This window comes from Pareuzebyella sediminis (genome assembly GCF_008367235.1).
Lineage (GTDB): Bacteria > Bacteroidota > Bacteroidia > Flavobacteriales > Flavobacteriaceae > Pareuzebyella > Pareuzebyella sediminis.
Window position 1 is genome coordinate 1414921 of the sequence record NZ_VTZS01000001.1, and the last position, 25049, is coordinate 1439969.

Below are 25049 nucleotides of genomic sequence, written 5' to 3' on the forward strand. Positions count from 1 at the left end.
AAATCAAACCAAATCGGGTTTGTTTTTATTGTTTAGGTGCTTATTGATAATCAACCTTCGTTTTCCTGAACTCAACTTTGGAATTGTTTCGACATATTTTATGTTTATTTCTGCATCTTCTCCTAAGAACAATTTGAAACGGTCAATAATCTCTCCTTCATTATCGAGGTGTTTTGTTACTGCCAAATTAATAGTATAAATCGCCCTATCAACTTGAACCACTTGAAACTGCTCTATCTCAGCATATGATTCCAAAATATGAATGTTATACCCAGAGGTTACCTTGCCTTTTGTATCTCGTAAAATATCCATTTTTCGGCCCTCAACTTTTGAAAAAACTTTTGTACCCTTAAAATAGGCTCCCTCGCGAGTTGCAATGCCGAAATCACCCGTGTCGTATCGTATCATGGGTACGTGATAATTGTGTAGGTCCGTAACGACAATCCTTCCTAATTCTCCATCGGCCACTGGTACATCTTTTTCAGGATGTAATATCTCAATAAAATAACTGGCCCAATTGATCTGAAGGTTCGGGTTTTCAGGGGAAAGCTGAAGCGACAAAATACCGTTTTCTTGGTTTGAATATCGTAAGTGAACCGGGGCTTTGAAATAATAAACAAGTTTTGCCCTCGTTTCCTCCGTAAGACCCTCTGCCATAGCAATAATCGAAGAAATATTCGTTTCAATCGGTTTTGAATCTATTTTGTCAAGATACCGACAGATATCCCTAAGGGCTGAGGAATAGGCCAAAATCACCTTCGTCGAAGTATCTTTTTTCAAGGTAGTAATAAAGGTATCAAGGTATGCGTCGGAAAAATCGGCCACATTCACCATTTTAATATTTCGCAACCAACTTTTTATTCTTCCCCTTTTGTATTTCGGCAACCATTTTCTAACATAATACAGTCGATATCCAATTTTATAGCCTGCCCTTTCTTGAAAGAAAATGGTATCTGCCCGATTTCTCAATACTTTACCTTTATTCTGAAAACTGATAAAAGGGGTGCCGGAAGAACCACTGGTCGAAACGGTGAACTTCGAACTGTTTTTATAGGCCATGGATTGAAAGTCGTTGAAATTTCCCCTTATTTTGACCTTATCGATTACAGGAAAATCCATGAGCGACGTTGCGCCGCTATAGTCGGCATAAAATGCCGTGGTTTCAGTCGCATGTGCCATAATTTTCATTAGTAAGTCTTTTCTTCTTTCAATGGATCGGGACGTTTCGTACTGCTGCAAAATGAAGCCGATATCTTCATATTCCCTCCGGAGTTTTCCGCCTTTGATCGTATCGACTATCCAGAACACCTTATTCCGTAACTCTTCCAGTACCTTTTTCATAATTCACGTATTTATAGCGAAACTACTATGGTGTTTAGGATTACTTTACAAACTCGTTTTCTTTCCATTCAAAATCTATTTGGCTCATAATCGATATGAAATATATCAGGAAAATATGTTCCTACTTTTGGTGGGATATTCAAGACCACTCTTTTACTAGGTTTACATTAATTTTCTTTAGTTTTTCATTGAAGTTCCTTCAGAATCACCTTCGAGCATTTGTTTAAATAACGGATGTTTGACATAGCCACCATAACCTACCTCACCAATGAATATACCTGGTGTTTGGTTACCTTCCAGAACAACGGGTCCTTCGGACTGAATGGCTACATCCCAGCCTGCCAATCGATTCGGTATATAATTGGCAAATTTTAAGCAAAGTTTAAGGGCTTCTTCAAAATAAGGAACCTTTATACCTTTGAAACTAACCCCCGTGTCGGGATGCATAAAGAACTCATCACCTCCAAAAATCATCGCTCGAATACCCTTGGCGCCGATCACTCCCGTCGCGGAATCAATAGGAACATAAAAACCTCCTGAACTTACATTGTCAATTACGTTTCCTCCGGTACCAAATCTTATCCCGCAGCCCAGAACATGAGCTTCGCCAGTAGAATCAATAAATGTCCCGACTCTTATGGTATTTATACTCGAGGAATAAACCTTTGCAATTTCAGGATGCTGTGTTACCCCTACCTGAAATATGAAAGCTCCCCGAAGTAAATCGTCAATCATACCCTCAATTTTTTCTCCCAGATGTGTAGCATCAATCAAAAAAACCTCTTTTCCCCCGGAACCGCAAAAGGATTTAATAAAAATACGATCGACACCCGACCTTTTAAATATGGTCTCAAAGTACTCGATAATCTCTTGCGGAAATCTAAAAATTCGATGCTTGCCTTCATAAAAAAATCTATCGCCCATATTATATCCCAAGAGTTTTGGCGTTGACAAGCCGTGCTGTTCGCAGAACATTGAAAACAACAACTTATTATCCAGTAGATGAACATAGTGATCTTGATTGTTCTTTTTTGAAAAAACGATTTGCCTATATTGTTTCATATCTATGATACTGTAGATATCCTTATGGTCTTTTCGATAAAAAAACCTCCCAAAATAATGAATTGGAAAGCTTTTTTTATGCATCCAAAGAGCGAAAAACTCACGAATTATTAAAGGGATAGGCTTTTTATTCTTGTCCTTTAAGAAAACCTTTATTCTAAACCATGTCTTTTTATAACTCATTGTTTCTTTAAAAATGTGCACTACTGAAAATCCTTCTATCAACCAGGTGGCGGGCTTCTCTTTAACACCTATTGAAATTTAAAAATGTACATTATTGCCGGCATCTTCTTTCTCAAAAGATAAATGTGAAACTACGGTCAGAAATCTTTAGCTGAAATGGCTTCTCTTTATCGGTGAAATTGGTTCGCAGTATTAAGAATATATCCCTAAACGTAGGTAAAATATCAAGAAATAATTAAAGATTCCGATGAGTTTGACATATAAGTCGAACATTGGTCTATTCATTGCTTTTTTTTACCAACAGTCTAGTTTTCAATGCGAACCAGAAACCTGTTTGACCAACAAAAGGACTATTGCGAAATGACCCCGCTATTTTTAAAGAGGAGGGGCATAATTTTGATTGGCCCCTCCCCTCATAGTAATAGAATGATCTAATTGTCGTATAAATAAATTGAAGATGTGGCCGTCAAATTATTTTCAATTGACGGGGCAACATCACCACTTTGGTCCGAAACATCAGAATAGCCCAGAATCTTTCCGTTACCTACTTCGGCTATTAAAATCATTTTGGTTTTATGATCATAGGACACATCAATAAGGTTGCCCATCATCGTCGAAGGACCCGCAATCCTTATTTGATCTGTAAGGTCAATGGTTCCTCCGTTTTCAGTAGAACTCCATATAGAACGGAAGTCTTGGATAACCTGAAAACCTCATCAGTATTTGCATCTGCGGCATCACCAATGTCGGTCATCATCAAAATATCGTCGGCTTCACTATAATCGATGCCATGGGTTCTTACAATACCTTGAATTGTAATTTGTTCGTCCGTAGCAATCGTACCGTCCGTCTTAGTATTCGTTAAAAAATCTTCGGAAATTGCTAAATCACTCGTATTGTCGACAACAGCCACATGACGGTCTCCCATGAAAGTAATACCCAAAAGGTTACAATTGATGTCAAAGGTGTTTACCAGTTTAAAGGAAGATCCGTCATAACAGTATACATAGAACTTCTTTTTCCCGTTATCCGAGACGACCACACGGTCTCCTAAAACGGTTATCTCCCTCGGACTCATTCAAATCCGCGCTACTAGGAAAATCAGCATTGACAGCACCTCCACACGTCAGGCCCGAGAAATTTGCATAGTTCTCGAGGCTGAGATTCGATCTTGAGGCTTGGACCAAGGACAGGATCTATCAAACCACAGTGGATTATTTTGACCATTACCGGACCTTAGCGCTTAAAATAAATAGGTGAGGTTTTAAAAGTGGGTTAAATCTTTCGGTAAAGGGCTTCCAGTTTATCAGAAGATATTTTTTTTCGCCATTGCTGGCCAAGGGCATTCTCCCACAAGGGTTCCATGGCCAGGGATACTGAAATCATAGTATCGAAATCACTATCGGTCAAAGATTCACAGATTCCCGTAGGAAGTGTTATACCATGTTTTTCCCTCATTTTGTTGAAAAGGGAAACTCCTTGGGGATAATACTCTTCGAGATGTTGAAAAACAAGGCAATTACCAATGCCATGTCGTATACCTAACAGGTACGAAAGTCCATAGCTCATGGCATGTGCCACTCCTACTTGCGAATAGGCAATGCTCATGCCCCCATGCCAAGAGGCCATCATCAGTTTGTCGCGCGATTCAGCCGCATCAAGGTTTCCTAGGTATACTTCCTTACAAAGCTCGAGGGCCTTTTCCCCGTAACTTTGACTAAAGGCATTAAGATAGGTACCATTCAGTGATTCAATACAATGTATATAGCAATCCATTCCTGTATAAAACCATTGTTCTTTAGGGACACCTTTGGTAAGATCGGGGTCTAAGACGACTTGATCGAAGGTCGTAAAATCGGAGTTGATGCCCAATTTTCTTTGGGGACCTGAAAGCACGGTAGTTCGCGATACCTCGGCACCGGTACCGCTGAGGGTCGGGATACCTACATGGTAAATGGCCGGTTTTTGAACTAAGTCCCAACCTTGATAGGTTGAGGCACTCCCTTTATTGGTGAGCATTAATGACACGGCCTTTGCCATATCAAGCAACGTACCTCCGCCAATACCCACTATGCCCGAAGGCATTTCGGCGAAATCATGCACTATTTTTTGTACTAAGATATCTACTTGGGATGTTTTAGGTTCCTCGTCGGCCGGGACAAAAATAATTTGGTCTATGAATAACAATGGGATTCTGTCAATCAATGAACTACCTTCAAAAACAGCATCGACCAAAAAAATAAAAGGGGCGTCGGCATGCCGTCTCTTAGACATCAATATATCTCCCAATTGGTCGAAACAACCCCTTCCAAAAATAACCCTTGGTACCATCGGGAAATTTCTGTAGTCCGTTTTATCCTGAAGCGCCACTTGTTGAGCCTCGATATCTTTTCTAATCTCCATAGTTTTATTTCAAGTACTTCAAAATATCTGACAGTTTGTTAATTTTCAGATATTCGTATTCATTTTGTCGAATTGACACTTCTTCATGTTGCCAAGTGGTATGAAAAGGCACATGCACAGCCTGGGCCCCAATATTTATCAAGGGTAGCACATCGGACTTTAACGAGTTTCCGATCATTAGGAATTCCCGTACATCGATTTGCAAATGACTTAGCAAATGTTGATAGTTTTCTTCCTTCTTATCGCTCAACACTTCTACATGATGAAAATACGTGGACAATCCTGACTTTTCCAATTTACGCTCTTGATCAAGAAGATCACCCTTGGTCAGAACGATCAAGCGATAGTTTTGACTCAACGTATTCAAAACCTCACGAACTCCTTCCAATAATTCTACAGGATGTTCCAACATGGCTTTACCAAGATTCAAAATCTTGGTAATCGTTGCTTGCGAAACCTTATTATTTGAGATGTCAAGGGCAGATTCTATCATGGAGAGCATGAACCCCTTTATACCATAGCCATATAATGACAGGTTTTTGATTTCCATTTTAAAAAGCTCCTGATCAATTTTATTCTTGGTCTCAAACCCTTCCAATAAATTGGCAAATTGCTCTTCCGTATCGCGAAAATAAGTTTCGTTGACCCATAATGTATCATCTGCATCAAATCCTATCACTGTAATATCGCTGTAATTTATTTCCATGCTTGCTGAGCTCGTTTGAGATCGTCAGGTGTATCTATTTCGATACCTGAAACTTTCGTTTCGACCATTTTAATCTTTTTACCATACTCCAAATACCGGATAGCCTCAATTTTTTCTATAGATTCCAGAGAGAGCATCGGCAGCCTTTGAAAATCCATCAAGGCGCTTTTACGAAAGGCATATATACCCTTGTGTTTATAATAGATACTTTCAACCTCCTTATTTCGGGGATATGGTATAGGCGAACGGGAAAAATACAATGCAAAATTGCGGTTATCGACAATCACCTTTACTGTATTTGGGTCATTTATCTCATCCTTGTCTTCGATACGCACCATCAAGGAAGCCAAATCTATTTCTTGCTCGGTATCATCTCCAAACACTTTTAATACGGCCATCAAGCTCTCTCGGTCGGTAAAAGGTTCATCGCCCTGCACGTTCACAATAATATCTACATCCATATCGGTTACGGCTTCCGCAATTCTATCGCTACCGCAATCATGTTCTTTTTTGCTCATTAAGGCTTGGCCGCCTGCCTTGGTAATGGTATCGAAAATAACGGGGCTATCGGTAACCACATAAACATTTTCGAACAAGTTCGTGTTTACTGCGGCTTCGTACGTTCTTACGATGACAGGTTTCCCGGAAAGATCCTGCATTAACTTAGCCGGAAATCGCGATGCGGCATATCTGGCGGGAATCATGGCTATAATTTTCACAATGCTTTTTTCTGATTAATTTTATAGTTACCTCAATCCACCGACATCAAAAACTTTTGGATTTTTGATTGTGCAGGTCTTCTTTTTTGAGGTCGTCAAAACTTATATTACCTATTTATACGTGGCCTTAGTTTTCGATAAATTCTAAAGATTATGAACAATATTATAATGACCAATATCGCAGCTACTATAGGAGCGAAAATCGACGCAGTGGTTACCAAGAGTGCCGTACCAGTCTCCACAGTTGAGACTACAGGATTCGCGAGGCCTCCCGTAGCTGCAGTGGAAGCCAATCTACTTGTCGCCCCAGCCCCTTTTATGGCAGAAGCGGTACCTCCGCCGGCAATGATCGCCAAAGACCAAGTCACTACTGGGTCTAAATCTGCCACGGTCGACACCATAACCGCCGTACCTGCTATGCCGGCTAAAGGAACGGCAAAACTATCTAAGAGATTATCTACCCAAGGTATGAAATAGGCAAAAATTTCGACGACCGTAGCAACACCTAAAACAATGACCGCAGTTAAACTGCCGATCCATTGCCAATCTTCATTTAACTGCCAAACCTCGAAGTAAGCGGCTAGACTAAGAGCAAAAAGCGGAAGAAACACCCTGAAACCCACGGAAGCGGCTAAGCCTACGCCTAAAAAAATACTAATAATGGTATCAGAAGTCATCTATTTCCTATTGAAGACCGGCCAAAAAAATTACAAATTTTCTGGATTGTCCGCGAACTTTATACGCCGCGAATTTAGCCTAATCCAAATCAACAAAAAAATCGTCTTTAAACCCAATGAGATACAATTTTTTCTTGGCGCGGGTGATCGCCGTATACAACCAGCGTAGATATTCTTTATCTATGCCATTAGGCATATAAGGCTGTTCCACAAAAACAGTATTCCATTGCCCCCCTTGGGATTTATGGCAGGTTATCGCATAGGAAAACTTAACCTGTAAGGCGTTGAAGTATTTATTATTTTTAACCGATAAAAATTTCTTGTATTTTGATTTTTCCTCGGCATAATCTTTCATCACCTCTTGATATAACCTATTACCATCTTCGTAGGACAAAGATGGGGTAACCGCTTGGATAGTATCTAATAATAGTACCGTTTCGAAGGCCTTCTGGTTCGGGTAATCGACCATCTGCACCCTGACCTCGGCAAATTTAAAGCCATACAGCTCTTTAATGGCAAATAGCTCTAAAATCTCGATGATGTCGCCATTGGCAATAAAGCCAGCTTCAGAATTAGGTTGGAGCCAAAAATAATTGTTTTTTACGACCATCATATAATCTCCAACGGCAACCTCATTTTCGAGGTAGAGAATACGGCCGCGTATGTTCTCGTTATACAGATTGGCCCTTTTATTCGATCGCACAATAAACGCAGTTTCTTCTTTACCATTTTCAGCGTAGGAATCTTCGATGGTTCCCTGTATTTCATGCCCATCAACCAGTCTTACAATATCTTTATATGGGTTCAACAAAAACTGAAAATTCTCATAGAAATCTCGCTGCAATTGCTCCCTAAGTAGTGTCGCATTGGCCAAGATTCCCGAGTCTTCAGCCTGTCGAACAACCTCATCGAGCTCCAGCTTTATCACCTCCTTATTATAATTCAAGGCCAACTTGTCATCATCTAAAGCCGGACTCAGTTCTAAATGCACGGGCGGCAATTGGGCGGTGTCACCAATAAGTATCATTTTACAATTATGACCTGAATACACATACATGAGAAGATCATCCAATAACGAACCATTTTCAAAAAGCTTAGAGTCGGCCGTGTTATCAGATATCATGGAGGCCTCGTCAACTATAAATATGGTATTTCGATGCTTATTCGGTGCTAGTACGAACTGTATTCCGCCCCCCCTTTGCTTTTTTGGAAAGTATATTTTTCTATGGATGGTAAAAGCCTGGGTAGTCGCATAGTTCGACATTACCTTTGCAGCCCTGCCCGTTGGGGCCATGAGCACCGCCTTTTGGGTCGTTTTCCATAAACTGTTGACCACGGTACCCACAATAGTGGTCTTACCGGTACCTGCAAAACCTTTAAGAAGAAAAATGACATCCTTATCCTTGGAAAGGATAAAATGTGCCAATTTCTGAAGGGCTATTGATTGCTTGAGGGTCGGTTCATGTGGAAATTTTTCTTTTAAAATATTATAAAAAGAAGCTTCATTGATGATGGTCATAGACCTCAAAGATAAACATGATTTTTAGGGTAAATACTTTTACCATTGAAAAAAAATTGTAGATTTGTGTTAACCACTAAATTTAAATAACTCTGTAAAAAATGAAGACCGTAATTCAGATCGTACTTTGGTTAGTTTGTATAGGACTGGGATATCTTATCTATCAGTCCGTGACAGGCCCTATCGAGTTTAACCGAGTCAAACAGGAGCGATATGCGCAGGTAATTTCTAAACTTAAAGATATTAGAGACGCCCAAGAAGCCTATAAAACAGTAACCAAAAAGTACGCTAAGGATTTTAATAGTCTCATTAAATTTATCGACACGGCCCATTATACCATAACCCAGCAGCGTGATTCATCTTACATGGAATATGATGAAACCTACAGAATCGACATGCTTAAAGAGGTCAAGATTATCGATACTTTGGGAATAGTTTCGGTTAAAGATTCGCTTTTCAAAAATGATACCCGCTACAAGAACCTCATGGATGTTCCAACAGCGGCCAATGGTGAAAAATTCGAGATGAAATCAGATATTATTCAAAAGGGCAGCTACAGGGCACCTGTATATGAGGTAAAGGTAGATAAGGCTGTGGTTCTCTATGATCAGCCAAAGACCCTATTGGACAAAGAGAAAGCTGAAATCGGAGTTGAAGAAGTTAATGGCCCAGCCATAAAGGTTGGTTCGCTTACGGAAGTGAGCACTGGTGGAAACTGGCCCCCCATTTATGACAAAAAAGGAGATCAATAGAAGTATTGGGAAACCTAACGGAGATTTTAATAAATTGTCCATTCAGGTTAGCTTGAATGGACTTTATTTTTGTGTCCTCGACACGCTATCTAGTAAGATAGTACGCTCTGAACATACGAAGTTTCCGAGAGAGCTTACTCCCTACGAAGCCTTACGTCGCTTAAAGGATACAATAGTTGCCCAAAATATCGATCAAGCCCATTACAGTGAAGTAGTAGTAGTTCATAGCAACGGTCTCTTCGGATTTGTTCCTAAGTCGCTTTTCGATCCTAAAGAGCTTGCCAATTATCTTAAACTCAACACCAAAATATTGGCGAACGACTTTCTTGCCTACGATGAGCTTGAAAATTATGACATGGTCAATGTATACGTACCTTTCGTCAATATCAATAATTATATTTACGACCTATTCGGAGAATTCACCTTCAAACATAGCGGTACGGTAATGGTAGAATCTTTACTTAAGGGCCATAAAAGCGGAAAAGAAACTGTTTGCTACGCTTATGTTTCTGAAAAGAAGGTAGATATAACCATTATTTCACAAAAAAAACTTTTGCTTTTTAATAGCTATACCTATGCAAGCAAAGAAGATTTTCTGTACTATCTCCTGTTCACCTTGGAGCAGCTGGGCCTTGATACGGAATCAATAAGTCTAAAACTTTTTGGCGATATTGAAGAAGATGACCATCGGTATGAACTTTGTTATAGGTATATAAAAAATATTTCTATTTTTATTCCCGACCTTTCCCACTATCCGCTAGCCAATACTTCAAAAGAAGCAATTGATTTTACCGTTATAAACGCTATCTGATGCGAATTATATCTGGAAGCCATAAAGGGAGACGTATTAATGCTCCCCAAAAACTACCTGTACGCCCCACCACGGACATGGCCAAAGAAGCACTCTTCAATATTCTTAATAATCGGTATTATTTTGAAGATATATCGGTACTTGACCTTTATAGTGGTACCGGAAACATCAGTTATGAATTTGCCTCGCGCGGGACCCAACATATTACAGCGGTAGATAGCAATCTTGACTGTCTCCGTTTTATAGACAGTACCTCTGAGGCTTTGGGTTTTACTATCGAAACCGTTAAGAATGATGTGATTACCTATTTAGAAAAATATAAAACCAAGGCAGACGTAATATTTGCAGATCCGCCTTACGATATGCCCCTTGGAGATTTCGAAAAAATATCAGAGTTAACATTTAAAAATGAGCTACTACTCGAAAACGGTGTACTTGTCATAGAGCATTCCAGTCAAATGGATCTATCGCATCAAACTAATTTTACCGAGAAACGCAAATATGGGGGAAGCTCTTTTAGCTTTTTTTATAATCAATAAGACCCATATTCACCCTAGAAACTTTGACCTCTATTTTCTCCTATCTTCTGGTCATACAAGAAAGTTAGAAGTACTATATCAATACAGAGTAACCTCAAAAAATACTAAAAAAAGCAGGCCATAAGCCGGATTCTGTTTCCCTTGTAACTGTTCAGGTTATCCTAAAAGTCACAAGATACCCTATCATTTATCTAGTCGTAACATTACTATTACGCTCTAACCGCCTACCCTTCGGCTCGGACGTGCAACCCTCAAACACCGATTTACATGGCGTTTCACCGCATAGAGTTTACCTGATTTCACTACAGCCTTACCTGTACATACTTTCTGCTGCACTGGTCCTGTTACGCTAATATTAGCGAACGACGGGCGTTACCCGCTATGCCGCACTATGGTGTCCGGACTTTCCTCTTTGAACCGATTAAGATTCGGAACAAAGCGATAGGGAGACCTGCTAACCTACAAAACTAGTACAATTGTTGATAAATAAAGACTTTATCCTTTTAAAATAAAAGGCTTCTCGCTAAGCTATTTTTATATTTGTAGAAACAGGTAAGTACCTTTCAAAGTAGAATTTTTGGAACCTTTTATTGTATCGGCTCGAAAATACAGACCCCAAACGTTTAAGGATGTTGTGGGGCAAGAGGCGATAACCAATACGCTCACCAATGCCATTGAGAACAACCATCTCGCCCAGGCACTTTTATTTTGTGGGCCAAGGGGTGTCGGCAAAACTACTTGTGCCAGAATTTTAGCAAAAAAAATCAACCAAGATGGTACTGAAAGAAAAGATGAAGATTTTGCCTTCAATATCTTCGAACTCGATGCCGCTTCTAACAATTCCGTTGATGATATTAGAAATCTCATCGATCAAGTACGTATTCCACCACAAGTGGGAAAGTATAAAGTATACATTATCGACGAGGTACATATGCTTTCCCAATCGGCCTTCAATGCCTTTTTGAAAACGCTGGAAGAGCCTCCAAAACATGCCATTTTTATTCTGGCTACCACCGAAAAACACAAAATTATTCCCACCATATTATCACGGTGCCAGATTTTTGATTTTAAACGGATATCGGTAAAGGATGCTGCTGCCTACCTGAAATACATTGCGGATAACCAAGGTGTAGAAGCCGAAGACGATGCGTTGCACATCATTGCCCAAAAAGCCGATGGTGCCATGCGCGACGCCCTTTCGATTTTTGACAGGGTCGTCAGTTTTTCCGGGAAACAGCTAACCAGAAAAGCGGTTACCGAAAACTTGAATGTGCTCGATTATGACACTTATTTTGCGGCTACCGATTTAATATTGAAACATAGTATACCCGAATTACTTTTACTCTTCAATAAAACTTTATCGTACGGCTTTGATGGTCACCATTTCATCAACGGTTTGGCCTCTCATTTCCGAGATTTGATGGTATGCCAACACCAAGATACCATCGATTTGCTGGAGGTGGGCGAAAATGCCAAAAAGCTGTATTTAGAACAATCGAAAAAAACTTCGAACAGTTTTCTCATTAAGGCTTTAGATTTAGCCAATAATTGCGACCTCAACTATAAGACCAGTAAAAATCAACGACTGTTGGTCGAGCTTACCCTTATGAAATTGGCCTCCATAGATTTTGGAGAAAAAAAAAATTCTGAATCCAGTGCCCTAAGCGGACCGACGGCTGATTATATTGCCCCTGCATCTTTTTATCATCAAAACTTTGTTGCTTATGAAGTTCCGGAAAAACCAGTGCCGACAACCGTTGAAAGTCAGTCTGTGGAAAAGGAGAAGGAGCCTTCACCCAGCCCTACAAGAAAACAACGAATAGAAGAAGAGCCCCTCGCTAATCATTCGGATTCATTTTCAGACCATTCAGGTTCGATCGTAACAGAAAGACCCAAAACCGAAACTTCTAAGGTATCCAAGCCCGAAATTAAAGTGACCAAGCGTGTATCAGGGTTATCCATTTCGAGTTTGAAAGCCAAAAAAACGCATGAACTCAATAAAAAAAACGATGTTCCAGACGAAACCGAACTGCCTCGAACACCGATTGTTGAAGAAGACCTACAGCAGCATTGGAGTAATTTTGTTGACGAAATCGATTCAAGAGGTCAAAAGATATTGGCATCCAATCTCAATGCGGATGTTCCAAAATTATTGAAGGATACTACAATTTGGATAGAACTTCCCAACAGTACCATGAAAAAGGAAGTCGAAAGGGAGCAATACGATCTGATGGAATATTTGAAGTCGAAATTGAACAACTACTTTATCGACTTGAAGATTACGGTAAATGAGGAAACTGCCAAAAAGTTTGCCTTTACCCCTGCCGAGAAATATGAAAAATTACGTGAAAAGAATCCAACTATCGATTTACTTCGGAAAACGTTTGATTTAGACCTTTGATTTTTTGCTGAAATAAATACGAAGGCCGTACATTAAAAATACAAGGGCTACAATCAATAGGCCAAAAGCTTCACGGCCACGCTCGATATTTACGATATCACCCTGGCCTATAGTAAAACCTTCGAACCTTTCTGGCCATAAAGCAACCGTTCCGATCAAATAGGCCAAACATAATATCAAAGCCAAAAAAAGACCCAATCTATTCACCGCAAAGAGAATCGAACCCAAACCGGCAACACCATAAATAGCATACCAAAGCAGAGCATCCGGATCATTGTATTGCAGGTAGGCAGCCCAAATGAACAGAAGAGCAAATATAATGGACAGCGCTTTAAAAAAAACATTCATAAGGTAGCGGTCAGATGGTTTTCTAATATAGAAAAGACTTCGGTAGCCTCAATTTCGTCATTAAATGTGGCGTTTACATCATCCGTAATCAAGATGGGATAGTCGGCCTTGTCTTCAGGAATTCTTCCGTGGGAGCCTTTAATTAACCCGGCGTTCAAGGGAATAATATCTAGTACGGTTCGAAAGCCTAATTTTTTCTTGAGAAGCTTTCCCATAACCTTGGCCATGACCAGTTTATCTTTAGGATCGGTCATCATCTCTACTGGATCATAACCGGGCTTCTTGTGAATATCTACCATTCTAGCGTAATCTGGTGCCTTATCATCATCTAACCAAAAATAGTAGGTAAACCAAGAATTTGCATCGGCCAATACCACCAGATCCCCACAACGTTCGTGCGCGAGACCCGCTTCTTCGATTTCTTCGTCGGAGAGTACTTTTTCAACTCCTGAAATGCTCTCTATCAACGACTTCACCGACGACTTAATCGACAAGTCGTTCAAATAAATGTGGGCGATTTGGTGATCGGCCACAGCAAAGGCAGCGCTCGCACCTGCATCTAAAAGTTCTAAACCCCGTTCGACACGAATGGCCAAATATCCTTTGGAGCGCAGAATTCTATTAAGGTGAATTGGGTTTTCGACATCTGTAATTCCATATTCGGAGAGCAAGATTATACGGGAATTTCGCTTTTGAAAATGCTCGACCAATTGTTGAACGACCCTATCAATTTCCCTTAGGTCCTTCTTAATTTTTTTAAAGTCGATACCATACCGTTGCAAGTTATAGTCAAGATGTGGTAAATAGACCAACGATAAGGTTGGATTATGGATTTCATCGGTACGAATAGCCGATTTTGCAATCCACTCACTGGATTTTATGGAAGTCTTAGGCCCCCAAAAATTAAAAAGTGGAAAAGTGCCCAATTCTGTTTGCAACGTGTCCCTTAATTCCGCCGGATGGGAATAAATATCGGGTATCTTACGACCATCGGCCAAGTAATTCGGTCTCGGCGTGACACTATAGTCGGCCGTGGAATACATGTTATACCACCAAAATAAGTTAGCACATGTAAAGTCAGGGTCTATCTTTTTAAGTTTTTCCCAAATTTTTTCCCCAGTGACAAGCTTGTTCGACTGCCGCCAAAACTTAACTTCACATTCATTTTTAAAATACCATCCATTGCCCACAATGCCATGTTCGGCAGGGATTTTTCCGGTAAGATAGGTCGATTGTGCCGTACACGTCACCGCCGGAATCACAGGCTGAATATAAGCCGATTTCCCTTTCTTTAAAAAAGATTCTACAAAAGGGGTGTGTTCACCGATAAGGCGCTGCGTCAATCCTACTACATTGATGACTACGGTTTTTTTCATGCCTTAAATGCATTTACAAACCATTCGATTTCCCTAATTATCGAAGCGTCAAGTTCTTTCTTTAAGTCAATGGGTAAAACATCCCAAGTGTAGGTCTCTATCTCAAGATGTTCCGAGACCGGGTGTGTATGCAGATAATCAATGACCTTCAAAATATGGTCTTGTGTCGAAAAAAGCACTTCGAATTTTTCCATAAAAATCGGAACGTGAAAATGGGCCCTCAATTCCTCAAAGTCAGGTTTGTTCTTCAATACCATCGGAAGGTCGTTGTAGGTTTTAACCTTTCCGTTCAACTTTTCCGTAACCTGGTGCAAGTACGTTGGCTCATCAAAAAGCGAGAGCGAGTTCCAAATGTCCTCGTTGCCTGAAGGGTTATCACAAATTTTTAGAGCTGCACTGACCTGAATTTTTCCAATTTTGATGCCTGCCCCTTCGAACTTCCTAAAACTGTCTTCAGGCTCTTCATACGCTAGTGAAAAATGGCAAATATCGTAACAGACGGTAATGTATCGGAGAATGATTTCACTTATCTCGGTTTCATTTTTATTCAGGCTTTTTTTCAAGATAGGCCCTGCGATAGGTAGTAAGTATTCGGAAAAGAACTGAAGCACTTCATCACTGTTCTCTAACATGCCGTCAGGTTCGGGCTCAATATCCAGGTGAAGGTATTTCCCTGATTTTTCTTCCAGTTGATAGAGGTGAAGCGCTACTTCTGCCAAATTCTGTGCCCCAATTGTAAATGCCTTTTGTGCTGCTTCCGGTGTTTCATGCCAAAACTTATAACTAATTGGAGAAGTCGATATACCCCCCGACATTTCCTTTACCAAAAGACTGGCCAACTGATCGAACATGCGTTTCGTGTAAACTACCCGCTCTTCGGTAGTCCAATCAGGAGCGTGTACATTTTCCTTTACACGCTCGTCATGAAAATTTCCATAGGGAAAGCCGTTCATAGTAAACACATAGACCTCATTATCGGCCAGCCACGATTTAAACTGCGCCAGATTCTGACCCTGACCAAGTTCTTCGCTGGCCTTGTTGGAAAGACGCAAGCCTAGGCCAAAAGGTTTTTTAGGAGCTACCTTTTTTTTAATTGTGGGGACGTGCTTTCTTAAACTATCAAAAGTGGTAGTCCAATCGAAGCCCGGATGAATATTGGTGCAATAAGTAAGTTGAAAATCTTTATGTATACGCAAGCTATTCTACTTTAGATCTGGAGGATTCGTTTATCAAATTTAAGGCCTTTTTCATAATATTTATATCGATTTCATGGACATCATCTTTTTTGCCTATTTCTGAAATCAAAGTAATCGTAAGTTTTCCCCCGAGGTGTTCCCTAAACTCTTCTATACCCTTCAAGAGCTCGTCCATCTCACTTTTGGCGGTAATGGGAAAATGTAGGTCGAAACCTATATTCTCAAAAACCGAGACGACCCGATGTAGGTCTTTTTCTTTAATAAGGCCTATCAGTTTTGAATAAGCTACATCTAAAGCAATACCTTTTGCAACGGCCTCGCCGTGTCTTAAGGTATAATTTGTCATTTGTTCAAGTTTATGTGCCGACCAATGGCCAAAATCAAGAGGCCTGGAAGAACCGCTCTCAAAAGGGTCACCTCCCTTAGCAATATGCTGCATATGTATCTCCGCACAACGGTAGATCGTATATTGCATCACCTCCATATTCCGGTTTCTCAATTCAAATGCATGCTTCTCAATGTATTCAAAGAAATCAGCGTCCTTGATCAAAGCAACCTTTAATGCTTCTGCAATACCAGCTATCCAATCTCGTTGATCTAGAGTGGTCAAAAAATCCGTATCATTTATGATGGCAAAGGCAGGGGCAAAGGTTCCAATAAAGTTCTTCTTACCAAAATAGTTAATACTATTCTTTACACCTACGGCAGAATCATTCTGTGAAAGCACTGTTGTTGGAATTCGGATCAGCTTGACTCCGCGATGGGCAATTGCCGCCGCAAAACCTACCATATCTATTACGGCACCTCCTCCTATAACCACAACAAAAGAATGGCGACAAATTGCACGTTCGTTAATCTCCCCTAAAATTTTTGTTACCAACGATTGGTCGTTCTTACTTTCTTCTCCTCCCTGAACGATGATACTAGAGGTATGTTTGAGATTCTCTTGGTAGGTATCACAATATGATTCAACGGACGCCACCAAATTAGGGTGGGCTTTCGATACGCCATCGTCAATAACAAAAAGTAGCTTTACCGGCTCATCTTTATAAGTCTTGACAATATCCTTCAATAAGGTATTTTCTGGATTGAATAGTCCCTCCGTAAAATGAAGTCCGTATTGATAGGTAACTGTAAAGTTTTGGATTATAGGTTTGAACATTTCAATTCGATTAAGTAACTGCAAAAAGTTTTGACAAGCCGATGGATAGTGGTAAAAGGGCCAAGATTACAAGACCGTACCACCATATTGAAAAGGTAGCCGCAATGGCCGCATCTAAAACAATAAGACTTATAACACCTGCCATGACTGCCTTTTTTATATTTGCGGGCGAGTTTTCGGAATATGCCCGAACCAATGGCCTAAAGATCATAATAACGAAAACCAATATATACAATAACGTCATCAACATAGAATCCGTATAAAAATAGGAAATAGCAAGAATTCCAAAGATAACGGTAGCGTAAAGAACTCCTGCCAAAACTATATGGTTTTTATTCTCTCCATGAACCTCGCCCCTACTAATCAACGTAATGGCAAAAATATATACTATCGGAACAATGGCCATCCACCAGAAATCGAGACTACCTAAAACCGATATGCCCAAAATAAGGTTCAATCCGCGGCAGAGCCCCATAACCAAGGGTCCCAAGAGATCACTTTTTTTAGCCAAGGAGTCATAAATGAGAATGGAAAATGTTAACATACAGGCAATAATTCCGGATAGACGCCCCACGCAAAAAGCAAGAACAATACCTATAAGCATGGCGGCAGTGCCATAAACGGCAGCGGCTTTCAAAGGAACTATACCACTGGGAATAGGCCTTTCAGGGCGTTCAATACGGTCTATACTCAAATCAAAAACATCGTTAAAAATAACTCCGCCGGCGTAGAGAAATATGGATGACAAAACCAATAAAAGCACCGGAAGAAAAAGAATAGATCCCCCTTGGCCGGACCCAGAAATAACGAACACACCAGCTATCGCCACACCTGCGAGAATATCGGCCGCTGCCGTAGGTAGGTTGGCAGGTCTGGCCAAGCGTGCATAACCTAACAGTACTGTATTCATTTATTTAATTTGGTCGTCATCGACCTTAGGCTCTTGACCACGCAAAACGCTATTGTCATTGTACAATTTGGTTTGGTTGATCCCTTGAGGATTCAGCCAATCTTCTTCCTTCATCTTTCCATTCGTGCCAAAAATATCCAAAGCATTTTGGTAGCAGGTCTTTACTACGTCTTCTCTGGAAATTCCTTTTTTTAGCATAAGGGACGCCGTTTTCGGAACTGCCAAGGGGTCACTAACACCCCAATCCGCAGAACTGTCGACAATAATATTGGTACTACCATACTTTCTAACGACCTCGACCATTCGCTCATTACCCATTTTTGTTTTTGGATAAATGGTAAATGCGGCTATAAAGCCTTTGTCGAGCACATCTTTTACTGTTTCTTCATTATTATGATCGATGACCACCTTCGAAGGATCTAAGCCATGTTCGAGACAGACCTCCATGCTTTTTAGGGTACCTGCCTTTTTATCGCGGTGTGGGGTATGTACCTGTACGACCATATCAAGTTCTTTGGCCAGGTCTAATTGCATTCGAAAATACTTATCCTCGGCGGGCGTTTGATCATCATAACCGATTTCACCAACTGCAACCACGTTTTCCTTGTGAAGATATAAGGGCAAGAGCTCGATTACCTGTTCGGCTAAAGCCTCATTATTGGCCTCTTTTGAATTCAAGCCAATCGTACAATAATGTTTAATGCCGAACTGACTTGCCCGAAAGGGTTCCCAACCGACCAAACTGCTATAATAATCTTGAAAAGACCCAACTTGCGTACGTGGTTGGCCCAACCAAAATGAGGGTTCAATTATCGCTACTATACCCGCATCCGCCATAGCCTCATAGTCATCGGTCGTACGTGAACTCATATGCACGTGGGGATCGATTATCATTAATTTATCGCTCATATTCAATGTTTTAAATTTTCCCAAGTTATTTTTCCAGAAGCAACTTGGTCTTCTAATTCGGGGTATTTTTTTAATAAGTTTTTAGCCTTTTTATCATCCGAAAAATAGCAACATAAGGCCCCAGCCCCATTTTCCCGAGGGTCATCGCTGTTCAGTAAACGTTCCATATCCTTAAGAAGGTTATCGTTCAAAAACTTAGTGACCGGCCGCCAAAACAAGGGATCGACATGCCGAGATGCTGCCCATCTTTCATGAGCATAATCAGATATAATACGGGCCAAATCGCTATTGGCCCTTCTATCAATATCCATTATACTAGATAAGTCCCGCTGCATGAAAGCCGCCTTCAAATACATTTGGTTCCACTGCTGGTCGTTAAAATAATCTCCAGGATACGGGTTGTTCAAACTAATCGCATCGAATACCGTTGAAATATTAGTTCGCAATGCTTCTACAGCACTGTTTTTATAATTCTCGGCATTGGGGAGCAAAACCAAAAATTTCAAGAAGGTTTCAAGTTCACTGGTGTCAGCTACCTGAATTAGGTTAGCCACTTTCGACCTGAAGAAGGGCTCATCGTTCCATAACACCTTTGAGAGCAAATATATTCTCGAGACTTCAAGAAGACCAGCGCTTTGTTCCCTTAGATAATTTTCTAAAACCTTGTTGTTCGAAGTATACTTTAAGGAATCCCGTTTATCAACTTTGCTCGCCAAAAGCGTATAGGTCAAATAAAGTTCCTTTGTAGCGTTCGATGCTGTAATCAACTTAAGCTTGGCCATAAGCCATGACCACACTTTATCATCGAGATTTTCTTTAAGTAATCGTTCGAGATCGTGGTTAATATCAGTAAATTCCATACACTATTTTCACTCGAGAAAGGCCTATCGGCCGCAATTATAATTAATTATAGAGCTTCTTTATGGGCTTTATACAAATCTAATTATTAAATAGGGAATCGGAAGCCCAATACCGAACAAATTCGCTTTAGAAGAGTTAAAAGATTCTTTATAATTTTACAAAAACAGAAAAGTATGCTAGGATTAAAGCTTCCGACCGACCCCAGATGGGTCAATATAGTGGAAAAGAATATTGACGAGATTTTGACAGATCACGCCTATTGTGAGCAAAAGGCAGCGAGCACGGCCATATCTTTGATTATTAGATTTCCTGAATATACGGATCTTGTAGAAGAAATGATTGCACTGTCCCGGGAAGAAATGGGACATTTTAAAATGGTACATGACAGAATCATTGCCCGTGGAAAGTCTCTTGGTCGAGACAGAAAAGACGAATATGTCATTGAATTAATGAAATACTTTCCAAAAGGGGGAAGCCGTACCGATCAATTGGTACACCGGCTATTGTATGCCGCTTTAATCGAAGCCCGAAGTTGCGAACGCTTTCGGTTGCTTTCGGAAGAGCTGAAAGATAAAGAACTGGCCGACTTTTATCACAAGCTCATGATTAGTGAAGCCAGCCACTACACCATGTTTTTAAAATTCGCAAGACAGTACGGCAATCGCATAAAGGTCGATGAAAAATGGGAGAGTCTACTCGAATATGAAGCTGAGATAATGAAAAACCTCAGCAAAAAAGAAACGGTCCACGGCTAAGATATCTAGAGCAAGATATAAAGCTTATTTTCAACCCCATGGCTCAGGATTCTAGCTTTTCGACATAGTAGTCGTACATGGCGAATTGCGATCTTAACTTGGGCTCGTCATTCTTTCTATAAGCGTTGTCTTGTGCCTCGTTAAATACCCTAGCTTTTACGTTGTCTTTCCATGAAATCTCAAAAGTGTCGATGAGTTCTTGTTTGATTTCTTCGTCGTAAATCGGGCACCCCACCTCGACCCTATTATCCAAATTTCTGGTCATAAAATCTGCGGACGATATAAAAACCTTTGTATCCCCATCGTTACAAAAAATAAAAAGTCTAGGATGTTCCAAAAACTTATCTACCACACTAATCGCTTCGATATTTTCACTCATGCCTGGAACTCCAGGAATCAGACAACAAATTCCGCGAACAATCAATTGAATTTTAACCCCGGCATTACTAGCCTCATAGAGTTTATCGACCATTTCGTAAGAGGTGAAACTGTTCATCTTTATTTTTATGCAGGCCTCTTTTCCAGCCTTTGCATTTTCAATTTCCTTATTTATCAACTTCTTGAAAAAGCGCTTGGTGTAATGCGGCGAAACTATTAAATGCTTGTATTTATTAATTTTATAGGTGGTCTCAAAAAAGTCGAATACTTTGTTGAGTTCTTTTAGAATGGGTTTGTTTGCAGTAAACAAAGTATAATCCGTATAGATTCTTGCCGTCGATTCATTAAAATTTCCGGTACTAATAAAGCCATAACGCTTGATCTCATCATTCTCCTCGCGCTCTATTAAGCAGGTTTTACTATGTACTTTGAGACCTGGAACCCCAAAAATTAATTTCACCCCTTCTGCCTGCAGTTGTTCTGCATACCTAATATTCGCCTGCTCATCAAAACGAGCGCGCAATTCGATCTGAAGGGTAACCTGCTTTCCGTTTTTCACTGCATTTGAAAGACAAGCGGCGACCTGAGAATCATTCGCCAGACGATACACAGTGATTTTTATAGACCTCACCTTCGGGTCTAGAGCGGCTTCCCTTAAAAACTTCAACACATAGGAAAACGTGTGATACGGTGCGTACTGCAAATAGTCTTTCTCCGCAATCTTTTCTAAAAGGCTACCCTCGAGATTCAAGCCTTTGACGGGCAAAGGAACTATTTTTTCATACATTAAATCATCTCTACCCAAACTGGGGAAGCCCATATAGTCACGCTTGTTGTGATATCTTCCGCCAGGTATTATGCTATCGGTCTCTTCGACCTCCATTTTATCTTTAAGAAACTCAAGCGTATCCTTTTCAATACTTTTATCATACACAAAGCGAACCGGGTCGCTAATTTTTCGATGTTCAACACTTGAATATATTTTCTCAATAAAACTTTTACTCAAGTCGTTATCGATATCGAGTTCGGCATCTCGTGTGATCTTGATCATATGAGCCGATATCGACTTATAATCGAACATGGGAAATACACTATCCAGACAATATCTGATAACATCATCAAGAATGATGATATAATCCTGATTATCTTCTTTGGGCAATACCACAAAACGATCGATTCCCTTGGGTATTTCAATTAGTGCATATCTTTTTTCCCGTTTTTCATAGGTTCTTTTCGTGCGATCATCACTCTTTAAAATCATTTTTATAGCAAGATAGGCGGCCGTATCCTTCAACATCGGAAATTCGGCTAGGTCGTTTAAGATGATAGTCATCAATTGAGGACTCACCTTCTCTATAAAATACCTTTTTACAAAATCGCCTTGTTTTTGGGAAAGCTCCGTTTCATTCAACAGGTGAATGTCTTGCTCCTCCAGTTCTCTTTCGATCTCTTTAAGTATGTCTACGCTTTTCTTCTGTTGATCGATAACAATTTTCGTGATTTCTTCTAGTAAGTCCTTGGCCTTCTCCCCTCCCAAAACACTTTTTCCTGTCTTTCCGGCATCGACAATTCGTTTAACCGTAGCATAGCGCACCTTGAAAAACTCGTCGAGATTATTCGAGAATATGCCTAAGAAACGGAGACGTTCAATGAGAGGTACATTTTCATCCTCGCATTCTTGTAAGACTCGTTCATTAAAACGAAGCCAGCTTATTTCTCGATTTATATATTGATTTTTTACTTTGATCATTTATTTTAATTGTTTGGGGAAAATTGTTGCTACTGTAGTTCCTTCCTCTATGGCCTCCCATTGATCAACATCAAATTTCAAGTGTACTACCCCACTAGTCGGAACGTTTTCAATATAAATATTTCCCAAGGAATTGGCAAGCTGGGTAAAAGCATGGTTATGGCCGAAAACCATAACTACATTCAATGAATCATCGAGAGATTTGATGAAATTTAAATCGCTTTCACCTGAAAAATCATATAGATTTTCTACAATCTCAAGACCAGAAAACGGAAACTCCAGCTGTCTTAAAAAAATCATACAGGTATGAAGCGCCCTATTGGCAGGGCTTGAAAAGACCGCATCTATGTTCAAATTTTTATTTCTCAGTTTTGCAGACACTAGAAGAGCGTCATTCACCCCTCTTTCCTTTAAAGGCCTATCTTTGTCACTTACATTATCTTCCCATGAAGATTTTCCATGGCGGACCAGTATCAATGTTTTCATACCATTCAAAATTTTTGATGTAGGATGCTTTGAAAGCCATCCAAAATCGCTCCCCTTCAAGGAGCCAACCGCTCTATTTTCCAATCGAAGTTTTTTAACAATGTAAATCGAATTCGATCGTGCAAACGGTTCGGTCGACCTTGCCAAAATTCCATGGAGGCAGGTTTAATAATATACCCACCCCAATAATTAGGGCGTTCTATAGGTTTACCTTCAAACTTTTGCTCTAATTTCTTAAGTTCGTTTTCTAAATATTCACGAGATGGGATAACCTCGCTCTGGGCAGAAACCAAAGCCCCTAATTTGCTTCCTTCAGGTCTAGATTCAAAATATCCATCGGATAGATTTTCAGGCACCTTTTCAGCCTTACCCTTTATGATGACCTGACGCTCCAAGTTGGGCCAAAAAAATGACGCACATATCCTCGGGTTATTGGCAATAGACCTACCCTTTTCGCTTTTGTAATTGGTATAGAAAATGAAACCTTCATACGTGAATTTCTTAAGCAAGACTACCCTACTTTTGGGAAAGCCGTCTAAACCAATGGTGGAGACGGTCATGGCATTAGGTTCATCTATACCGTTCGAACCTTCTACTTCATAGAACCATTTTTGAAAGAGCTCCATTGGATTAGAGGAAATAGTGTCTTCGGTAAGCTCACTTTTCCTATATGATTTCCGATAATCACCCAAGTCTTGTTGCATATTATCATTCAAAATTAAATGCATTTCAAATTTCAGTAAAAGAAAAGAATTAGCGAAGTGTAAATAGCAATTAAACAAAGAATTTCTTGAAAGTGACGCATCTTTCGCAGCTAGACTAAAGAAACATTGGATATATGTTTAAAATTCGAAAACCTTTCCATCATCGGATAGTTCAACATTTTCAAATACGGTTTGTGCCTCTTCTTTAAACATCTCGATAGTTTTATAGCGTGTAGAATAATGGCCCAGCAGTAAGGTTCCTACTTGAGCAGCTTGGGCAATTGTCGCCGCTTGCTTTGCGGTTGCGTGCTTGGTCTTCACCGAGAGGTTTGTTTCTGAGTCTAAAAAGGTAGATTCATGGTATAGCACGTCTACCCTTTTTATTTGTTCTACAATATCTGGTTTATAACCAGTATCACTGCAATAAGCGTAGCTTTTGGGCTTAGGTGGGTCGAAGGTCAACTCTCGATTTGGTATCAAACTACCATCTTCATCCAGCACATCTTTACCATCTTTGATATTTCGGTAATAGGCCTTATCAATTTTATATTTTTCAACGACTTCCATATTTAACTTACGCCGACCAAGTTTTTCCTTAAAAAGAAATCCGTTCGTGTAAACCCTGTGGTTCAAAGGTATGGTCTCAACAGTTACCTGATCGTCTTCAAAAATCATCCAGGGTTCATTTTCAGTCAATTCGTGAAAGATCAAGGGGTAATTTGTCCATGAATCTCCCAACTTTAACAATAGGGTAATTGCCTCCTGAATACCTTTCGGGCCATAAATATGCAAGGGCTTATCCCTCCCTAATAGGCGAAAGGTAGATACGAGTCCAGGTAAACCAAAAAAATGATCGCCATGGAGATGGGAGATGAAAATATGAGCTATTCTTGAGAACTTGATTTTATTCTTTCTCAATTGGACCTGTGTTCCTTCGCCGCAATCGATAAGGAAAAGATGGTTTTTGATTTCAAGTACCTGTGATGTCGGGTTGGTGAGCGTTCTTGGGGTAGCGGCATAACAACCTAGAATATGTATCTTCATAGGCCGGGTTTGAAATTGTAAAAGGTGCTTTCCCGCACATAGTTTCCTTTAAAATCA

25 protein-coding genes and 1 other RNA gene are annotated in these 25049 nt (G+C 40.1%); 5 read left to right on the forward strand and 21 right to left on the reverse strand.

Going from position 1 to position 25049, the window contains the following annotated elements:
- Positions 1–3: 3 nt before the first annotated feature.
- From F2B13_RS05970 to F2B13_RS06005, 9 genes are all read right to left on the reverse strand, one after another.
- Positions 4–1341, reverse strand: a complete 1338-nt coding sequence (locus F2B13_RS05970) for a phenylacetate--CoA ligase family protein (RefSeq protein WP_149276361.1) — start codon at positions 1339–1341, stop codon at positions 4–6.
- A gap of 177 nt (positions 1342–1518) precedes the next feature.
- Positions 1519–2586, reverse strand: a complete 1068-nt coding sequence (locus F2B13_RS05975) for a sugar-transfer associated ATP-grasp domain-containing protein (protein WP_149276362.1) — start codon at positions 2584–2586, stop codon at positions 1519–1521.
- 431 nt (positions 2587–3017) lie between these two features.
- Positions 3018–3152: a hypothetical protein gene (locus F2B13_RS20715; RefSeq protein WP_262713829.1), complete on the reverse strand. Its 135-nt coding sequence runs from the start codon at positions 3150–3152 to the stop codon at positions 3018–3020.
- A gap of 65 nt (positions 3153–3217) precedes the next feature.
- Positions 3218–3664, reverse strand: coding sequence for a hypothetical protein (locus tag F2B13_RS05980; RefSeq protein ID WP_149303584.1), 447 nt, complete (start codon positions 3662–3664; stop codon positions 3218–3220).
- Between the two features lie 197 nt (positions 3665–3861).
- On the reverse strand, positions 3862–4989 hold the full coding sequence (locus tag F2B13_RS05985; protein ID WP_149276365.1) for an iron-containing alcohol dehydrogenase family protein: 1128 nt from the start codon (positions 4987–4989) through the stop codon (positions 3862–3864).
- A 4-nt stretch (positions 4990–4993) separates the two neighbouring features.
- Positions 4994–5695, reverse strand: coding sequence for an HAD family hydrolase (locus tag F2B13_RS05990; protein ID WP_149276366.1), 702 nt, complete (start codon positions 5693–5695; stop codon positions 4994–4996).
- Positions 5686–6399 (reverse strand): 3-deoxy-manno-octulosonate cytidylyltransferase, encoded by a 714-nt coding sequence (kdsB, locus tag F2B13_RS05995; RefSeq protein ID WP_198439831.1) that lies wholly within the window; start codon positions 6397–6399, stop codon positions 5686–5688. Before kdsB ends, F2B13_RS05990 begins: the two co-directional genes overlap by 10 nt.
- 122 nt (positions 6400–6521) lie before the next feature.
- Complete coding sequence (locus tag F2B13_RS06000) at positions 6522–7091, reverse strand: DUF4126 domain-containing protein (protein ID WP_149276368.1); 570 nt, start codon at positions 7089–7091, stop codon at positions 6522–6524.
- A 79-nt stretch (positions 7092–7170) separates the two neighbouring features.
- Positions 7171–8610: an ATP-dependent DNA helicase gene (locus tag F2B13_RS06005; RefSeq protein ID WP_149303586.1), complete on the reverse strand. Its 1440-nt coding sequence runs from the start codon at positions 8608–8610 to the stop codon at positions 7171–7173.
- 101 nt (positions 8611–8711) lie between these two features.
- On the opposite strand from F2B13_RS06005, the gene F2B13_RS06010 reads away from it, so the two are divergent.
- The 3 genes from F2B13_RS06010 to F2B13_RS06020 are packed head-to-tail and all read left to right on the forward strand — an operon-like array spanning position 8712 to position 10712.
- The gene (locus tag F2B13_RS06010; RefSeq protein WP_149276370.1) at positions 8712–9362 is read left to right on the forward strand and encodes a hypothetical protein; all 651 of its coding nucleotides are present in this window, start codon (positions 8712–8714) and stop codon (positions 9360–9362) included.
- Positions 9340–10173 carry a DUF3822 family protein gene (locus F2B13_RS06015; RefSeq protein ID WP_149276371.1) on the forward strand — a complete coding sequence of 278 codons (834 nt, stop codon included), beginning with the start codon at positions 9340–9342 and terminating at the stop codon, positions 10171–10173. Before F2B13_RS06010 ends, F2B13_RS06015 begins: the two co-directional genes overlap by 23 nt.
- Positions 10173–10712, forward strand: a complete 540-nt coding sequence (locus tag F2B13_RS06020; protein WP_149303588.1) for an RsmD family RNA methyltransferase — start codon at positions 10173–10175, stop codon at positions 10710–10712. The genes F2B13_RS06015 and F2B13_RS06020 overlap by 1 nt, the downstream gene beginning before the upstream one ends.
- A gap of 106 nt (positions 10713–10818) precedes the next feature.
- On the opposite strand, the gene rnpB is transcribed toward F2B13_RS06020, so the two are convergent.
- Positions 10819–11170, reverse strand: an RNA gene (rnpB, locus tag F2B13_RS06025) — RNase P RNA component class A.
- Positions 11171–11289: 119 nt separating this feature from the next.
- Between rnpB and F2B13_RS06030 the strand changes: the two genes are divergently transcribed.
- Positions 11290–13113, forward strand: coding sequence for a DNA polymerase III subunit gamma/tau (locus F2B13_RS06030; RefSeq protein ID WP_149303590.1), 1824 nt, complete (start codon positions 11290–11292; stop codon positions 13111–13113).
- On the opposite strand, the gene F2B13_RS06035 is transcribed toward F2B13_RS06030, so the two are convergent.
- Genes F2B13_RS06035 through F2B13_RS06065 form a run of 7 tightly spaced genes read right to left on the reverse strand, consistent with a single transcriptional unit; the run spans position 13102 to position 19874 of the window.
- Entirely contained in the window at positions 13102–13461 is a 360-nt protein-coding gene (locus F2B13_RS06035) for a transmembrane 220 family protein (RefSeq protein WP_149276374.1), read from the reverse strand. The two genes, F2B13_RS06030 and F2B13_RS06035, sit on opposite strands and share 12 nt — an antisense overlap.
- A complete protein-coding gene (locus tag F2B13_RS06040; RefSeq protein WP_149303593.1) occupies positions 13458–14837 on the reverse strand; it encodes an alkaline phosphatase family protein in 1380 nt (459 codons plus the stop codon). The genes F2B13_RS06035 and F2B13_RS06040 overlap by 4 nt, the downstream gene beginning before the upstream one ends.
- Positions 14834–16033 (reverse strand): metabolite traffic protein EboE, encoded by a 1200-nt coding sequence (gene eboE / locus F2B13_RS06045; RefSeq protein WP_149303595.1) that lies wholly within the window; start codon positions 16031–16033, stop codon positions 14834–14836. Before eboE ends, F2B13_RS06040 begins: the two co-directional genes overlap by 4 nt.
- A 1-nt stretch (position 16034) precedes the next feature.
- Complete coding sequence (locus F2B13_RS06050) at positions 16035–17195, reverse strand: 3-dehydroquinate synthase (protein WP_149276377.1); 1161 nt, start codon at positions 17193–17195, stop codon at positions 16035–16037.
- A 10-nt stretch (positions 17196–17205) separates the two neighbouring features.
- Positions 17206–18105, reverse strand: coding sequence for a UbiA-like protein EboC (gene eboC, locus F2B13_RS06055; RefSeq protein WP_149303597.1), 900 nt, complete (start codon positions 18103–18105; stop codon positions 17206–17208).
- Entirely contained in the window at positions 18106–19014 is a 909-nt protein-coding gene (locus tag F2B13_RS06060) for a TatD family hydrolase (protein WP_149276379.1), read from the reverse strand. It abuts the gene before it with no gap.
- 2 nt (positions 19015–19016) lie between these two features.
- Positions 19017–19874, reverse strand: a complete 858-nt coding sequence (locus F2B13_RS06065) for an EboA domain-containing protein (protein WP_149303599.1) — start codon at positions 19872–19874, stop codon at positions 19017–19019.
- A gap of 174 nt (positions 19875–20048) precedes the next feature.
- Between F2B13_RS06065 and miaE the strand changes: the two genes are divergently transcribed.
- Positions 20049–20630, forward strand: a complete 582-nt coding sequence (gene miaE / locus F2B13_RS06070) for a tRNA-(ms[2]io[6]A)-hydroxylase (RefSeq protein WP_149276381.1) — start codon at positions 20049–20051, stop codon at positions 20628–20630.
- A 43-nt stretch (positions 20631–20673) separates the two neighbouring features.
- Here the strand turns inward: miaE and ppk1 are convergent, their stop codons facing one another.
- From ppk1 to F2B13_RS06090, 4 genes are all read right to left on the reverse strand, one after another.
- On the reverse strand, positions 20674–22758 hold the full coding sequence (gene ppk1, locus F2B13_RS06075) for a polyphosphate kinase 1 (RefSeq protein WP_149276382.1): 2085 nt from the start codon (positions 22756–22758) through the stop codon (positions 20674–20676).
- On the reverse strand, positions 22759–23244 hold the full coding sequence (locus F2B13_RS06080) for a SixA phosphatase family protein (RefSeq protein ID WP_149276383.1): 486 nt from the start codon (positions 23242–23244) through the stop codon (positions 22759–22761).
- Between the two features lie 56 nt (positions 23245–23300).
- The gene (gene pdxH / locus F2B13_RS06085; protein WP_149276384.1) at positions 23301–23948 is read right to left on the reverse strand and encodes a pyridoxamine 5'-phosphate oxidase; all 648 of its coding nucleotides are present in this window, start codon (positions 23946–23948) and stop codon (positions 23301–23303) included.
- Positions 23949–24086: 138 nt separating this feature from the next.
- Positions 24087–24992, reverse strand: a complete 906-nt coding sequence (locus F2B13_RS06090; protein ID WP_149276385.1) for a ribonuclease Z — start codon at positions 24990–24992, stop codon at positions 24087–24089.
- Between the last annotated feature and the right edge of the window lie 57 nt (positions 24993–25049).

Coding starts and splice junctions, on each gene's coding strand:
- F2B13_RS05970 (WP_149276361.1), bottom strand. CDS start 1,341: ATGAAAAAGGTACTGGAAGAGTTACGGAATAAGGTGTTCTGGATAGTC.
- F2B13_RS05975 (WP_149276362.1), bottom strand. CDS start 2,586: ATGAGTTATAAAAAGACATGGTTTAGAATAAAGGTTTTCTTAAAGGAC.
- F2B13_RS20715 (WP_262713829.1), bottom strand. CDS start 3,152: ATGATTTTAATAGCCGAAGTAGGTAACGGAAAGATTCTGGGCTATTCT.
- F2B13_RS05980 (WP_149303584.1), bottom strand. CDS start 3,664: ATGAGTCCGAGGGAGATAACCGTTTTAGGAGACCGTGTGGTCGTCTCG.
- F2B13_RS05985 (WP_149276365.1), bottom strand. CDS start 4,989: ATGGAGATTAGAAAAGATATCGAGGCTCAACAAGTGGCGCTTCAGGAT.
- F2B13_RS05990 (WP_149276366.1), bottom strand. CDS start 5,695: ATGGAAATAAATTACAGCGATATTACAGTGATAGGATTTGATGCAGAT.
- kdsB (WP_198439831.1), bottom strand. CDS start 6,399: ATGATTCCCGCCAGATATGCCGCATCGCGATTTCCGGCTAAGTTAATG.
- F2B13_RS06000 (WP_149276368.1), bottom strand. CDS start 7,091: ATGACTTCTGATACCATTATTAGTATTTTTTTAGGCGTAGGCTTAGCC.
- F2B13_RS06005 (WP_149303586.1), bottom strand. CDS start 8,610: ATGACCATCATCAATGAAGCTTCTTTTTATAATATTTTAAAAGAAAAA.
- F2B13_RS06010 (WP_149276370.1), top strand. CDS start 8,712: ATGAAGACCGTAATTCAGATCGTACTTTGGTTAGTTTGTATAGGACTG.
- F2B13_RS06015 (WP_149276371.1), top strand. CDS start 9,340: ATGACAAAAAAGGAGATCAATAGAAGTATTGGGAAACCTAACGGAGAT.
- F2B13_RS06020 (WP_149303588.1), top strand. CDS start 10,173: ATGCGAATTATATCTGGAAGCCATAAAGGGAGACGTATTAATGCTCCC.
- F2B13_RS06035 (WP_149276374.1), bottom strand. CDS start 13,461: ATGAATGTTTTTTTTAAAGCGCTGTCCATTATATTTGCTCTTCTGTTC.
- F2B13_RS06040 (WP_149303593.1), bottom strand. CDS start 14,837: ATGAAAAAAACCGTAGTCATCAATGTAGTAGGATTGACGCAGCGCCTT.
- F2B13_RS06050 (WP_149276377.1), bottom strand. CDS start 17,195: ATGTTCAAACCTATAATCCAAAACTTTACAGTTACCTATCAATACGGA.
- eboC (WP_149303597.1), bottom strand. CDS start 18,105: ATGAATACAGTACTGTTAGGTTATGCACGCTTGGCCAGACCTGCCAAC.
- F2B13_RS06060 (WP_149276379.1), bottom strand. CDS start 19,014: ATGAGCGATAAATTAATGATAATCGATCCCCACGTGCATATGAGTTCA.
- F2B13_RS06065 (WP_149303599.1), bottom strand. CDS start 19,874: ATGGAATTTACTGATATTAACCACGATCTCGAACGATTACTTAAAGAA.
- miaE (WP_149276381.1), top strand. CDS start 20,049: ATGCTAGGATTAAAGCTTCCGACCGACCCCAGATGGGTCAATATAGTG.
- ppk1 (WP_149276382.1), bottom strand. CDS start 22,758: ATGATCAAAGTAAAAAATCAATATATAAATCGAGAAATAAGCTGGCTT.
- F2B13_RS06080 (WP_149276383.1), bottom strand. CDS start 23,244: ATGAAAACATTGATACTGGTCCGCCATGGAAAATCTTCATGGGAAGAT.
- pdxH (WP_149276384.1), bottom strand. CDS start 23,948: ATGCAACAAGACTTGGGTGATTATCGGAAATCATATAGGAAAAGTGAG.
- F2B13_RS06090 (WP_149276385.1), bottom strand. CDS start 24,992: ATGAAGATACATATTCTAGGTTGTTATGCCGCTACCCCAAGAACGCTC.